At 62.0% G+C, this 13,702-nt stretch carries 15 protein-coding genes; 11 read left to right on the forward strand and 4 right to left on the reverse strand.

What is annotated here, in order from left to right:
- Nucleotides 1-296: 296 nt before the first annotated feature.
- Nucleotides 297-791 (reverse strand): DUF995 domain-containing protein, encoded by a 495-nt coding sequence (locus ACZ1HH_RS02535; protein WP_011537849.1) that lies wholly within the window; start codon nt 789-791, stop codon nt 297-299.
- 123 nt (nt 792-914) lie between these two features.
- Nucleotides 915-1,109, reverse strand: coding sequence for a SlyX family protein (locus tag ACZ1HH_RS02540; protein ID WP_011537850.1), 195 nt, complete (start codon nt 1,107-1,109; stop codon nt 915-917).
- A 153-nt stretch (nt 1,110-1,262) separates the two neighbouring features.
- Between ACZ1HH_RS02540 and hisS the strand changes: the two genes are divergently transcribed.
- From hisS to hisG, 3 genes are read left to right on the forward strand one after another with little or no spacing between them, the layout of a single operon-like run.
- The gene (hisS, locus tag ACZ1HH_RS02545) at nt 1,263-2,765 is read left to right on the forward strand and encodes a histidine--tRNA ligase (protein ID WP_472637225.1); all 1,503 of its coding nucleotides are present in this window, start codon (nt 1,263-1,265) and stop codon (nt 2,763-2,765) included.
- 2 nt (nt 2,766-2,767) lie between these two features.
- On the forward strand, nt 2,768-3,859 hold the full coding sequence (locus tag ACZ1HH_RS02550; RefSeq protein WP_472637226.1) for an ATP phosphoribosyltransferase regulatory subunit: 1,092 nt from the start codon (nt 2,768-2,770) through the stop codon (nt 3,857-3,859).
- Complete coding sequence (gene hisG, locus ACZ1HH_RS02555; RefSeq protein ID WP_011537853.1) at nt 3,856-4,548, forward strand: ATP phosphoribosyltransferase; 693 nt, start codon at nt 3,856-3,858, stop codon at nt 4,546-4,548. Before ACZ1HH_RS02550 ends, hisG begins: the two co-directional genes overlap by 4 nt.
- A 157-nt stretch (nt 4,549-4,705) precedes the next feature.
- Here the strand turns inward: hisG and ACZ1HH_RS02560 are convergent, their stop codons facing one another.
- Together ACZ1HH_RS02560 and ACZ1HH_RS02565 are read right to left on the reverse strand one after the other, a co-directional pair.
- The gene (locus ACZ1HH_RS02560) at nt 4,706-5,137 is read right to left on the reverse strand and encodes a DUF1489 family protein (RefSeq protein WP_416369366.1); all 432 of its coding nucleotides are present in this window, start codon (nt 5,135-5,137) and stop codon (nt 4,706-4,708) included.
- A 189-nt stretch (nt 5,138-5,326) separates the two neighbouring features.
- On the reverse strand, nt 5,327-5,656 hold the full coding sequence (locus ACZ1HH_RS02565) for a TIGR02300 family protein (RefSeq protein WP_011537855.1): 330 nt from the start codon (nt 5,654-5,656) through the stop codon (nt 5,327-5,329).
- Nucleotides 5,657-5,768: 112 nt separating this feature from the next.
- Between ACZ1HH_RS02565 and ACZ1HH_RS02570 the strand changes: the two genes are divergently transcribed.
- The 8 genes from ACZ1HH_RS02570 (at nt 5,769) to ACZ1HH_RS02605 (ending at nt 13,591) form a co-directional block, all read left to right on the forward strand.
- Nucleotides 5,769-6,470 carry a M48 family metallopeptidase gene (locus tag ACZ1HH_RS02570; RefSeq protein WP_011537856.1) on the forward strand — a complete coding sequence of 234 codons (702 nt, stop codon included), beginning with the start codon at nt 5,769-5,771 and terminating at the stop codon, nt 6,468-6,470.
- A 32-nt stretch (nt 6,471-6,502) separates the two neighbouring features.
- Entirely contained in the window at nt 6,503-7,165 is a 663-nt protein-coding gene (locus tag ACZ1HH_RS02575; RefSeq protein WP_011537857.1) for a GntR family transcriptional regulator, read from the forward strand.
- A gap of 130 nt (nt 7,166-7,295) precedes the next feature.
- Nucleotides 7,296-8,075, forward strand: coding sequence for a serine acetyltransferase domain-containing protein (locus ACZ1HH_RS02580; protein ID WP_416367963.1), 780 nt, complete (start codon nt 7,296-7,298; stop codon nt 8,073-8,075).
- A complete protein-coding gene (locus ACZ1HH_RS02585) occupies nt 8,072-8,965 on the forward strand; it encodes a VOC family protein (protein WP_472637227.1) in 894 nt (297 codons plus the stop codon). The genes ACZ1HH_RS02580 and ACZ1HH_RS02585 overlap by 4 nt, the downstream gene beginning before the upstream one ends.
- Nucleotides 8,966-8,973: 8 nt before the next feature.
- On the forward strand, nt 8,974-10,113 hold the full coding sequence (locus ACZ1HH_RS02590) for an amidohydrolase (RefSeq protein WP_472637228.1): 1,140 nt from the start codon (nt 8,974-8,976) through the stop codon (nt 10,111-10,113).
- Nucleotides 10,113-11,021, forward strand: coding sequence for a LysR family transcriptional regulator (locus ACZ1HH_RS02595; RefSeq protein ID WP_011537861.1), 909 nt, complete (start codon nt 10,113-10,115; stop codon nt 11,019-11,021). The genes ACZ1HH_RS02590 and ACZ1HH_RS02595 overlap by 1 nt, the downstream gene beginning before the upstream one ends.
- A 123-nt stretch (nt 11,022-11,144) precedes the next feature.
- Complete coding sequence (locus ACZ1HH_RS02600; protein ID WP_487320358.1) at nt 11,145-12,059, forward strand: NAD(P)-dependent oxidoreductase; 915 nt, start codon at nt 11,145-11,147, stop codon at nt 12,057-12,059.
- On the forward strand, nt 12,056-13,591 hold the full coding sequence (locus ACZ1HH_RS02605; protein WP_487320359.1) for an aldehyde dehydrogenase family protein: 1,536 nt from the start codon (nt 12,056-12,058) through the stop codon (nt 13,589-13,591). The genes ACZ1HH_RS02600 and ACZ1HH_RS02605 overlap by 4 nt, the downstream gene beginning before the upstream one ends.
- The last annotated feature ends 111 nt before the right edge of the window (nt 13,592-13,702 follow it).

Here is a 13,702-nt window from a genome sequence, read left to right on the forward strand (position 1 = left end):
ACGACTGTTGGTGCTGGGGCGACAGTTTCTGCACATCTGGGCGATTGTTGCGCGCCCTCGGGTGGGGTCACAGATGCGCGCGCGCAGCGGGAATCACACACACCGCAGTATTGATCGCGGTGGCAAGCATGGCTCAGCTCAGACTGCTTGGCGCCATACGATGTTACCTGTCGGCTGCTGCGTGACGCGCGCGCCAGTGCAAGCTACCGCGCGCGTCAAGAGAGTTGCCCAAAACACCTAGAGCCCCGCAGGTCTTGCGCCTTACGCAAGCCGTCTTGTGCGAGGCTCGGGCGTGCTCAGAGGCCGAGCTTGTTCTTCACAGAGTTCACTTCGGACTGGAATACATAGCCGTTCTTGAAGTCTCTGACGTTGTTGGAATTGGTCACGGGCCACCACTCGGAGTCTCCCTCCCAACTGCGGTACAACACACCCCAGCCGTTCACAACATGTTGAACGCAAATAGGTTCTGAGACGGAACTGCCTGCGCCGTTGCCCTCTGGGTAGTACCAGGTGAGGGTCTGGCAAAGCGTTCCATCCGCAGAAACGCTCCATGTGCCGACGCCGAGGCTCTCGGACTGTTCAGAGCACCAGGCGCGAGCCTGATTGTTGGGCGAGAAGTAAACGCCGCCCTCGCAGTTCTGTCTCCAGATGGCGGTTTTGCCGGAATAGGTCGAGAGCACCTTGTCCACCGGAGCAGGGCGCGCGTTTGCGGGTTTGGGGTCGGCCGTGGCGGCTACAGGCAGGCTTGCCACCAGCGAAATGGACAGAAGTGTTTTGAGTGATCGGGCCATCGGGCATGTCTCCTTGCGCATCAGAATGGGCAGATGGGTCAATTTGTGCAAAATCTTGTCCAAACTTTAACGACCGTAGCAAGGGCGAAGCCCGCGCAACCCCGGTCAAAACGGCCGGAGCCGTTAGTAATGGGGCGGGCGCTCATCGCCAAAGACAGCTCCGCCAGAGCCCTCTGCTTCGCGCTGCGCCTCGCGCTCCATCAGCATCTGAACGCGGCGCTTCAGCAGATCGAGATCCGCCTGTTGGCTGGTCACAACCTCGTTGAGCTCGTCGACGGTCCGGCTCAGATAAGCGATCTGTTCTTCGAGATGTTGCATGCCCGGGGTCTCCCTTGTGTGAATGGCTGATGTAGCGCGGGCACGACCGCGCGTCTATGGGAGTCCTGAAGCGCCGGAAGGGTGTCGCACCTTGCTCACTGAGGCCCCTTGGGCTAGACGCAAGCGCGAGAAACCACCCGCAAGGAGGCCACCATGGCCAAAGCCAAGAAACAGCCCCGTCCCAAGGCAATTACGCCCAAAGGATTCCGTGACTATTTCGGCGAAGAGGTGACCCAGCGCACGCATATGCTGGCCACCATTGCGGAGGTCTATCATCATTACGGGTTTGAGGCGCTTGAGTCTTCTGCCGTTGAAACGGTCGAGGCTCTGGGCAAGTTCCTCCCCGATGTGGATCGCCCGAATGAAGGCGTCTTTGCCTGGCAAGAGGCCGAGGACGATGGCAAAGGCGACTGGATGGCGCTGCGCTATGATCTGACAGCGCCCCTGGCGCGGGTTTATGCCCAGCACCGTAACGATCTGCCAAGCCCCTATCGCCGCTATGCGATGGGGCCTGTGTGGCGCAACGAGAAGCCCGGCCCCGGTCGGTTCCGTCAGTTCTATCAATGCGATGCGGATACCGTTGGCACCGCGTCGATGGCAGCAGATGCCGAGATCTGCATGATGCTCTCGGATACGCTGGAAAAGGTCGGCATCCCGCGTGGCGACTATCTGGTGCGCGTCAACAACCGCAAGGTTCTGAACGGTGTTCTCGAGGCGATGGGCCTGCCCGAGGACGACCCCAAGCGCGACGACGTCCTGCGCACCATCGACAAGTTCGACAAGGTCGGCGAAAGCGGCGTGCGTGAGCTTCTGGGTAAAGGGCGGCTTGACGCCTCTGGAGCCTATATCGACGGCGTGGGCCTTGAAGATCATCAGGCCGAGCCGGTTTTGGCGTTCCTGACTTCGAAGGGCGACACCGTCACCGAGACCATGACCAACCTGCGGGCCGCCGTAGGGGACAGCAAGGTCGGCCAGGAGGGCATCGCCGAGCTGGAACTGATGGGGTCGCTCTTTGCCGCTGCGGGCTATGGTGACGAGCGGATCCTGATCGACCCGTCGATTGTGCGCGGCCTTGGCTACTACACCGGGCCGGTATTTGAGGCGGAGCTGACCTTTGAAATATTTGACGAAAAAGGCCGTAAGCGCCAGTTCGGCTCGGTTGCAGGCGGTGGGCGCTATGATGGTCTGGTGAAACGTTTCACCGGCCAAGAAGTCCCTGCCGTAGGGCTCTCGATTGGCGTGGACCGCCTGTTGGCGGCGCTGCGCGAAAAGGGCCGTTTGGCCGCGACCCCGACCGGGCCGGTTGTGGTCACAGTGATGGATCGTGATCGCATGGCGGACTATCAGGCGATGGTGGCTGAGCTGCGCCAGGCGGGCATCCGCGCCGAGGTCTATCTCGGCAATCCCAAGAACTTTGGCAATCAGTTGAAATACGCCGACAAGCGCCATTCGCCGATTGCGGTCATCGAAGGGGGTGATGAAAAGGACCGCGGCGTGGTCCAGATCAAGGACCTGATCCTCGGCGCCAAGATCGCCGAAAGCGCCACCTTGGAAGAGTGGAAGGAACGCCCCAGCCAGTTTGAAGTGCCCCGCACGGAACTGGTTGCCAAGGTGCGTGAGATCCTCGTCAGCCAATCCAGCGATCGGGAGGGCTGAGCATGCCCAACAGATCCCAAATCGAAGCCCGCGCGGCACTATTGCGCCAGCGTTTTGAGGTGGCAGGCGGCGTTGTCGTCGATCCGCCGCTGCTGCAGCCTGCCGATGTGCTCCTTGACCTTTACGGCGAGGACATCCGTGCGCGCGCCTATGTGACATCAGACGCCCTGCGGGGCGAGCAGATGCTGCGCCCGGATTTCACCCTGCCGATGGTCCAGATGCATATGAAAGGGGGCGCGGAACCTGCGCGATATACCTATGCAGGACAAGTGTTTCGCCGCCAGGAGCATGACCCAGAACGCGCCAATGAATTTGTGCAGGTCGGCTATGAGGTCTTTGACCGCACCGACCCGGCGGACGCGGATGCTGAGGTCTTTGCGCTGTTTCAGCTGCAATTGCGCGGCCTCGAGCTGCGGGTCGCCACCGGGGATATCGGCATCCTGATGGCCGCCGTCGAGGGGCTCAACACCACCGAGGTGCGCAAGGCGGCGTTGCGGCGTCACATCTGGCGCCCACGCCGGTTCCGCGCTCTTCTGGATCGTTTTGTCGGACGCACGCCGATGTCGGAGAGCCGCAAGAAGCTTTTGTCGACCACCGGTCCGCTGACCGGCAGCGCACCGGAGATTGGCAAACGCCGCACCGCCGAGATCGACGCACGGGTCGAGACCCTGCGCGCGGATGCAGGCGCGCCGCCAATCTCTGAACATGAGATGGAGGCGCTGGAGGCCTTGCTCGCGGTACGTGAAACGGTTCCTTATGCGCTTGAGCAAATGCGCGATATCGCCGTTGATCTACCGGCTATCCTGCCCGCTCTTGAACGTTTGGAGGCCCGCTCGGCGGCGATGAAGGCCCGTGGGATTGCAATCGATCAGCTGGATTTCGAGGCTGCATATGGGCGCACATCGATGGAATACTACGACGGCTTCGTGTTTGGCTTTTATGCGGAGCGCCGCCCGGATCTACCACCGATCGCGACAGGGGGGCGCTATGACGCTCTCACTCGCTATCTGGGGCAAGGGGATGAGATCCCTGCCGTGGGCGGTGTCATCCGCCCCGACCTGATCCTGGCTCTGGAAGGGGAGGCCGAGGCATGAGCATCAAACTCGGTGTGCCGTCCAAGGGACGGCTGATGGAGAAAACCTTCGACTGGTTTGCAAAGCGCGGTATCACCCTGTCTCGGACCGGTTCTGATCGCGAATACGCCGGCGCAGTAGAAGGTGTTGAGGGCGTAGACCTGGTTCTGCTCTCGGCTGGCGAAATCCCACGAGAGCTGGCTGCCGGACGTATCCATCTGGGTGTGACCGGTACGGACCTCGTGCACGAGAAGCTGCCGCGCTGGGAGCAGCAGGTCGAAGAGCTCGAGCCTATGGGCTTTGGCGAGGCGGATTTGATCCTTGCGGTGCCGCAGTTCTGGATCGATGTGGACACGCTCGAAGATCTCGATGCGGTCGCTGCGGCGTTTCGCCGAACCCATGGTCACCGCCTGCGGATTGCGACGAAGTACCACCGTTTGATCCGCGAGTTCCTCGCAGATGCCGGAGTTGCGGACTATCAGTTGATTGACAGCCAGGGCGCAACCGAGGGGACTGTGAAGAACGAAACGGCGGAAATGGTCGCGGATATAACCTCCACCGGTGAAACTCTGCGCGCAAACCACCTCAAGATCCTCTCGGATGGGTTGGTGCTGCGCAGTCAGGCAACGCTGTGGCGCAGCCGCGTTGCAAAATGCACGCCTGAAGAGAAGCAAACCCTGCAAACGCTTTTGACAAAGATTGAAGGCTAAACTGGGATGCGAGGCTCTGCCTCGCGCTCCTGGATATTTGTCGCTAGAAGAAGAAAGGCTGCGGGATCCGCGGCCTTTCTTGCTTCTTCTGACCTCAAATATCCTGGGGTGAACTGGCCGTCAGGCCAGGAGGGGCAAAGCCCCTGCAGCCTTTGCGTCAGATCACGCCCATTTCCGCAAGCGCTTGAGAGAGCTCGGCCGGGAGCGGCTCTTCGCTTTCGCGTCCCTCCGGCAGGTCCGCAGGGGTGTCCTCGGGTTTGAGATAGCGCCAGCCTTGGAAGGGGCGTTTCGGGGCTGTGTGGGTGCGATGGACCTCTGGGTCGAGTACGATGGCGCAGCGTCTGATCTCATCGTCCCCAAAGACCTCGTCCATGCGAATGATGCGCTGCCGACATTGGATCAATCCTTTGATGACCCAGTAGATGGATCCCCCATCAACGATCTCGGACTCTCGCTTCGGCCACATGCGAGTGATGTGGCGCGGCAAACCATCCGGCCAGCGCCGGGCGTAACTCTGTTGCCAGTCCAAGAGGCTCTCGACACTTTCAGAGCCGACGGAGAGCTTTACGAGATTGATATGCTTGTCCATGGGGGTGTCCAGAGTCGTCTGCTTTGATGTCGTCATATTGTAGCTCTGACCACTAAAACAACAAGCTCTGGTGCGTAAAACCTGTGTTGACCGAAGCCCAGTGCCGTGAGGCCTGCGCGGTTTCGATCAAGGCGAGGTTGGGTGCGGTCTCCCCGGCGCAGGTCTTGCAGGCAGGGGAGACCGGACAGATCAGCTTTCTTCGTCCTCAGACGCGACGTCTGCGAGTTCGTCGAGGGACACGTTGTCCTCATCGTCGTCATCGTCCAGAACGTCGTCACCGAGATCCATATCGACCGCATCGTCATCATCATCGAGCACCGCATCATCGGAATCGGTGTTCTGTTTGGCCTTCAGGCTTGCGGCGTCTTCGGCGTCGGCTTCGATCATACGGCTCTTGGTGGTGTCGATTTCGACGACCTCACCAGTGTAGGGGCTGATGATCGGGTTGTTGTTCAGGTCGTAGAACCGTTTGCCAGTGGTCGGGCAAACGCGTTTCGTACCCCATTCTTCCTTGGGCATGTGGATTCCCTTATAAAATAGCGTGAGTCGGTGAGACGATTCAGGTGCCTTGCCATATGCTGTCTACCCTGTCAAAGCCTTTGCTCGCCTGTGGCACATGAGGAGAAATGTGATGCCGGAACTGAGCCTCTCGGGAGAGCCGGAAGTGCGGGTGACTTTGCGTCGCTCTGCGCAGGCTCGGCGCATGTCGCTCCGGATCTCTTCGCTCGACGGGCGCGTGACCCTAACCCTGCCCAAACGGGTCTCGGAACGGGAGGGGCGGGCGTTTCTGTTGGAAAAGGAAGACTGGATTCGCAGTCACTTGGCCCGGCAGCCGGAACGGATCGATGTTGGCATCGGGATATCTCTCCCCATTGAAGGGCGCACGATCACCATAAAGGCCGGGGCAGGGCGTCGGGTGCGGCACGCGGAGGATACGCTTGTGGTTCCGGAGCCTGCACCTGCACGGCGGCTCGAGCGATACCTGCGTGAGCTGGCGCGCGACCGGTTGGCGGCGGCGTCGGATCTCTATGCGGAAAGGCTGGGGCGGCGGTACAGCAGCCTCACCCTGCGCGACACGCGATCCAGATGGGGGTCGTGTTCCTCTGCAGGTGGCTTGATGTATTCTTGGCGGCTCATTCTCGCGCCGCCGGACATCCTCCACTATGTCGCCGCCCATGAGGTGGCACATCTCAAGGAGATGAACCACTCACGCGCGTTCTGGGCCACGGTTGAGGATATCCATGGAGACTATCGCGACCAACGGCACTGGCTGCAAACCGAGGGCAACGCGCTGCATCGCTACCGGTTTGAGGAAAACGTCGAGAGGGATTGATCTTCTGACGTTTTGTGATCACATGCTGCGTCATGGACAAGCTGCTGACGGGCAACCGGCCCACTGCCGAAAATACGGGGTCCGCGCATGATCGCGTCTACCGCGCCTTGCGGACCCGGATCATGCATGGGGCGATTGCGCCCGGAGCATCGCTGACCCTGCGTGGAATCGGCAAGGAATATGATGTCTCGATGACCCCGGCGCGCGAGGCGGTGCGCCGGCTGGTGGCCGAGGGCGCGTTGTTTCTCTCTTCTTCCGGTCGGGTCTCCACGCCAGAGCTCTCCAATGAGCGGATCGAGGAGCTGGCAGCCCTTCGGGCGCTGATCGAGGTGGAACTTGCCTCGCGGGCGCTGCCACGGGCGCATATGGCGCTGATCGACCGGCTGCAGGCGATCAATGGGACCGTCGCAGAGATGATCTCTAAACGTGATGCGGTGGGCTATATTCGCACCAATCTCGAATTTCATCGCACGCTCTATCTGCGTGCGCAGGCGCCAGCGATGCTGGCCATGGCCGAAACAGTCTGGCTGCAACTGGGGCCGACCATGCGGGCGCTTTATGGTCGTCTGGGCCGGACCGAACCGCCGCAGAACCACAAGCTGATCATTGCCGCGCTCAAGGCGGGTGACGAGCCGGGGCTACGGCTCGCGTTGCGCACGGATGTGACACAAGGGCTACGGCTTCTGGCGGGCTAGATTTGAGGCAGGCGTTTCCGAAGCGTGGTCTGTGTGTTCAAATTTTGGCAACGTAGCGCTGCCGAACTGTGTCTTGTGAAGATCGCGGGATCTGTGCAGTCTCTGCCCAAACGCTGCGAGCGAGGAAGACATGGGCGCCAATCCCCTGAGACAGAGCCTTCTGCAAGAGGTGCGTGATCTTTTTGCGCAGGAGCCAGCCCTGCGAGGCCTCTACGGCTATGACCCCGATCAGGTCGGTACCGTGCCTGCGTTGTTCGCTGCGGTGCTTTCCTCCAGTTCGCCCGACCCAAAGCTGCGGGATCTGGTGCGTGACCTTGCTCTTGAGGCTTTTGAAACTGGGTCTGAGCTTGTGGAGGTTATTCTGGACGATTTGCTGGCAACAACCGCCCGGGATGAGGCCGAGAGTGCTGCGCAGGTGCTGCACAGCGCGCATGGGTTTCAGGCGCTGATGTCCTACCGCCTGACCCGCGCGCTCTGGCTTGATGGGCGGCAAACGCTTGCGTTGGCGCTCAAGCTTCAGTTTACCCGCGTGTTCTCGGTCGAGATCTGGCCTCAGGCCCAAATCGGACGCGGGGTCTGGGTGGATCACGGGCTTGGGCTGGTGATTGGCCAGACCGCCGTGATCGAGGACGATGTCTGCCTCTGGCATGGCGTCACTCTGGGATCGAACTTCGTTGACATGGGGGAGGCCCGCCATCCAACCCTGCGCCGTGGCGTTGTGGTGGGAGCCGGCGCGACCCTCCTTGGTCCGATCGAGATCGGTGCCGGCGCGACCATCGCAGCCGGCGCGGTCGTCACCCGCGATGTGCCCGCGGGCCATGTGGTTGCGGGGCCACCCGCGTCAGATCGGGGTGTCGGGCGCTTCGCGGGCTTCACACCTTTGCAGCAACTCAGGGGGCAAGACAGATGACAACGCTTGGCATAGATCATCCGCTTGTCTGTGTGCGCGATCTGGCCGCGATGCGCGCGACCTATCAAAGTCTCGGCTTTTTGATGAAGCCCCCGGGGATGCACCCTTGGGGCACCTCGACGGCGCTGGTGATCTTTCGAAACCAGCTTCTTGAGCTGGTCAGCATTAAGGATGAGAGCCTGCTGGATGGCTATGCAGCGGGATCATTCCGCTTTGGCCGTCATGTCAAGGCGTGGCTGGCAGAGCGCGAAGGGGTCTGCCTTTCTGCACTCAATTCAATGGATGCTGAGGCGGATGAGGCAGCAGTGCTGGCGCGCGGTGGCAGCTGTGCTGGCACGGTTGAATTCGGGCGCGACGTGGTGCGCGATGATGGCACGCCGGATCGTACCAAGACCACGCTCAAGATTTTCCCGCATGCGGGGTTGCCGCGCCTCAGCATGTTTGCCTGCCAGCAACATCGCCGCGACCTGATCGAGTTTCCTGATTGGATGGATCATCCCAACGGGGCACATGGCTTTGCCTCTGCGACCATCCTTGCCGCGCCTTCGGATCAGGGCAGGGTGCGCGATTGGCTGTCCGTGCTCCACGGAGCTGACGCGGTACGGGACACCGACTGGGGATTTGAGGTTGCAACAACCAATGGGCAGTGGCGCGTGGTTAGCCGGGCCACCGCGCCCGCGCTCTTGGGAAAGCTGCCCGACGGGCTCGCGTCCGATGGCGCGCCATCGGTGATCTCGCTCGACATACGCTGCCATGCGCTGTCACAGCTTCGCCCCTTCGTCGAGGCAGGAGAGTTCGTCTGCCAGGACGTCAACGGGGCTTTGGTGCTGACAGAGGTTGCGCGTCTGGGTGGCATCCTGCTGAGTTTTCACGAAATACCAAAGGTTTGAGATAGAGCATGTTCGACACGACGCATATCGAAGAGGCCATCGCCCTGCGCCATGACCTTCATCGCCACCCAGAGTTGGGGTTCGAAGAGCATCGCACCTCGGAGATCATCGCGGACCTTTTGCACGGCTGGGGGTGGCGTGTGCATCGTGGTCTCGCAGGGACAGGGGTTGTTGCGCAGATGGGGCAGGGAGAACCGGTCATAGGTCTGCGCGCCGATATTGATGCATTGCCGATGGAGGAGGCTACAGGGCTGGCCTATGCCTCGGGGACGCCCGGCAAGATGCATGCGTGCGGTCATGATGGTCACACCGCGATGTTGCTGCTGGCTGCACGCAAGATCGCCGAAGAGGGCGTGGCCACAGGCACGGTAACGCTGATCTTCCAACCCGCAGAGGAGAATGATGGCGGCGCACGGGTCATGATTGAACAGGGGCTGTTTCGCGAGTTTCCGGTCGATCAGGTCTATGGCATTCACAACTGGCCGGGGCTCGCGCCAGGGCGCATGGTGGCGCGTGACGACAAGATGATGGCGGCCTTTGCCGTCTTTGAGATCGAGGTTGCCGGGCAGGGTGGGCATGGCGCAATGCCGGAGCAATCGGATGGAGTCATCGCGGCTGCAGCGGCGATGGCGACGACGTTGCAGGAAATTCCTGCCCGCGCTTTGTCGCCGCTGGAGCCGGGCGTGGTCTCGGTGACGCAGATCCATTCCGGATCGGCGTGGAATGTCTGCCCTGACCGTGCGGTCTTGCGCGGGACCGCGCGCTGGTTCGATCCCGCTGCTGGCGATACGATTGAGGCCCGTCTGACACAGGTGGCGAACGCCTGCGCCGCCGCACAGGGGTGCAGCGCGCGTATTGATTACCAGCGTCGCTATCCTGCGACGATCAACTCTGCTGTCGAGGCCGCTGCGGCGCGCGCGGTGGCCGCCGAGATGGGGCTTGAGACAGCCAATGTGGCACCGAGCATGGCATCAGAGGATTTTGCCTTTATGCTCAACGAGGTGCCCGGCGCCTATATCTGGCTGGGAGCGGCGCGCGACGGAGAAAATCCGGGTCTGCACTCAGCCAAATTTGATTTCAATGATGCCGTGCTCCCGGTCGGGGCCGAGTTCTGGGTGCGGCTGGCCCGCCGCCAGCTGGCGACCTGATGGACGCGCTCGAGACAAAGTTCCTGCGCGAGTTTCTCGCGGTGGCGCATGAAGGTTCGATCCGGCGCGCGGCAGACCGGCTCAACGTGGTGCCTTCTGCAATTTCGCGCAAGATTGCCGAGGCCGAGGCGCGGCTTGGGGTCACGCTGTTTGAACGCAGCTCCAAGGGGGTTGTGCTCACCGAGGCCGGGGAACTCTTGCGCGAGCACGCGCAGCACATGCGGGACGAGCAGACCTATCTGCTGGATCAGATCGGCCATTTTCGCGACGGGCGCAGCCAGATCGTGCGTATTGCAACCGGCGAGGGGTTTGCAGCCGACCTGATGGGCAAGGGTCTGTTGGGGCTGACGCGCGCGCATCCCGAGCTGCGGTTTATTGTCGACCACGCGGGCACGGATGAGATCCAGCGCAAGGTCATCGAGGGTGAAAGCGACATCGGCATTGCCTATAACCCCCTGATCACAGACGCGACCCGATCACTGGCCCAAGCGCGGCAATCGCTCTGTGTGATCGCCCCGACCCACTCGCCTTTGGCCCAGCGAAAGAGCGTGACCCTTGCCGAGGTGCTGGAGCATCCGGTGGCGATGCTCAATGCCGGCTATGCCATCCGGCATCTGGTCGGGCAGGCAGCTGCGGACCGGGGGTTGGCGCTGCGGGTGCAGGCGGAGATGGCCTCGATCCCGTTGCTGATCCACTATGTCTGCGCGGGGGTCGGGATCAGCTTTCTGCCGCGCTTTTGCGCCACCAGTCAGGCTGAACGCGGCGATCTGGCGGTACTCGACATCGAAGAATCCTCGCTGCAGCAGGTCAGCACTCATCTGATGGTGCGCGCGCGCCGACGCCTGCCAAAGTCGGTGGCATTGGTGGCACGATATCTCGCCGAGAATATGCAGGCCTTTCGCGACTGACCGGACAATGCGTTGCCATGGTGGCAACACATTGTGCGCAAACGACACTCTTCCTGTGATCACCTCAGCTGCGGTTTCCTGATGCAAAGCGCCCAAGGTGGGGCGGTGCAGCAGGGAACACAGATGGCAGCAACACAGAACAAACGGGCCGGGGTGATCGGCCTCGGTGCAATGGGGCTGGGCATGGCGCGCAGTCTCTTGAAGGCGGGTTTTGCCGTGTCTGGATATGACCCGGCACAGACCGCTCGCGAAAACGCGGCGGCGGCGGGTGTTTGGCTCACTGCTGACACGGATGCTGTCTTTGCCGACTGCGATGTGATCGTGCTCTCCCTGCCGACCGCGCAGCATGTACTCGCTGTTGTGCAGGCGGCTCAGGCTGCGGGACATTTGGCGCAGACTGGCGCTGCGCGGGTGATCGTGGACACCTCCACCTCCGAGGCCGCGACGAGCCGGACTCTCGCCGCAGAGCTCTCAGCCCTAGGGCACGGCTTTCTGGACGCCCCTGTGAGCGGAGGTCCAGCCGGGGCGGCCTCGGGACAGCTTTCGGTGATGCTCGGCGGCGAGACGCAGTGGCTTGAGGCCGCGCGCCCGGCGCTGGAGGCCATGGCTGCAAAGATCCTGCATGTCGGCCCGAGTGGGGCAGGTAACGTGGCCAAGCTCGTGAACAATATGCTGGTTGCAAATCATATGGTGACCACCCTTGAGGCGCTGCGTTTGGGCGAAGCGGCGGGTGTGGCCGCAACAGAGATGCTCGAAGTGGTGAATTCCGCGACCGGACGCAGCGCGATTTCGGAGGTTCACTATCCCAACTGGGTGTTGCCGCGTAGCTTTGACAGCGGGTTCTCCGCGGGGCTGATGCGCAAGGATCTGCGTCTCGCACGCGCGCTGGCGGCAGAGGTCTCTGTGGCGACCCCGATGGCTGACCGAGTGGCAGAGCTCTGGGCTGAAACCCAATCGGGCCTGAGCGATAGCGATGATTTTATGCGCATGGGGGACCCGCAGGTGGATCGCCTGAGCGCCAGGGAGGAACAGGCATGACAAAAGATATGATCGACATCACAGGCCGTGTGGCGACCCTGTTGCGCGACCTCACAGGCACGTCGGAGGTCCGCTCATATGTCGGGGGGGAACTGGTTCAGGGGAGCGGCGCTGAACTGGAGCTTACCGATCCTGCCACCGGAGTGGTCTTTGCCCGGTATCGCGATGCAGGTCCGGATGTGGTTGCGCGCGCAGCTGAGGCCGCGCGGGTGGCACAGAAAATCTGGTATGCCAAAACCGCGTCAGAGCGTGGGCGCATCCTCTTTGAGATCGGGCGCCAAATCCGCCAGCATGCCGCCGCCCTCTCGGAGCTTGAAGCGCTGTCATCAGGCCGTCCCATGCGTGACACAGGCGGTGAGCCGGCCCGTATGGCGGAGATGTTTGAATACTATGCAGGCTGGTGTGACAAGATCACCGGTGACGTGATCCCGGTGCCTTCGAGCCATTTGAACTACACTCGCCAGGAACCGCTCGGCGTGGTGGCGCAGATCACGCCCTGGAACGCTCCACTCTTTACCTGTTGCTGGCAAGTGGCGCCCGCGATCTGCGCGGGCAATGCGGTCATGATCAAGCCGTCGGAGCTGACGCCGCTCACTTCGGTGGTGATCGGGATCTTGTGTGAAAAAGCGGGCGCTCCCAAGGGGTTGGTCAATGTGATCGCGGGGGATGGGCCCGGGTCGGGGCAAGCGATGATCGCGCAACCGGAGACCGCGCTTGTGGTCTTTGTTGGGTCGGCAGAAGCAGGCAGCAAGATCGCCGCCGCGGCTGCAAAACGCCTGATCCCCTCGGTGTTGGAACTTGGTGGCAAATCCGCCAATATCGTTTTTGACGACGCCGATATTGACCGCGCCGTGGTGGGCGCGCAGGCAGCGATCTTTGCCTCTTGTGGCCAAAGTTGCGTGGCGGGGTCACGCCTCTTGGTGCATCGCTCCGTACAGACTGAGGTGGTGGAGAAACTCTCTGCTGCTGCAGCGCGTATCCCCGTGGGTGACCCGATGGATCCTGCGACACAGGTCGGGCCCGTCAACAACCTGCGCCAATGGAACAAGATAGACGCAATGGTCCAAGCCGCGACCCGTGCTGGGGCCAGTGTCGCGAGCGGTGGTGGCAAGCCTGCAGCGCTCGCGGCATCGGGCGGGTTCTTTTACGCGCCTACGGTGCTAGATGCAGTCACGCCGCAGATGGAGATCGCCAATGAGGAAGTCTTTGGCCCGGTGGTTTCGGTGCTGCCCTTCGACGATGAGGAGGAGGCCATTCACCTTGCGAATGCGACACCCTATGGCTTGGCCGGGGCGGTCTGGACCCGAGACGTGGGGCGGGCACACCGGGTCGCGGGCGCTGTACGCGCGGGCACCTTCTGGATCAACAGCTACAAGACCATCAATGTGATGTCGCCTTTTGGCGGGTTCGGGCGCTCTGGCTATGGACGTTCCTCCGGGCGCGAGGCGCTCTCGGCTTACACGCAGACCAAATCCGTATGGGTCGAAACAGCTGAAAACCCGGCCCAAGGCTTTGGCTACGCGCCGGGCTGACGCCAAAGCTCATCGCTCCCCCCAGACAGTTCATCGGCACCCGCCTTGCAACGGGGCCGTTGCTAAATTCACGCGCCTCTGAGAGTGGGGGCGCAGATCGAAATGACAGGA

The organism is Epibacterium sp. HA2-3, assembly GCF_055693725.2.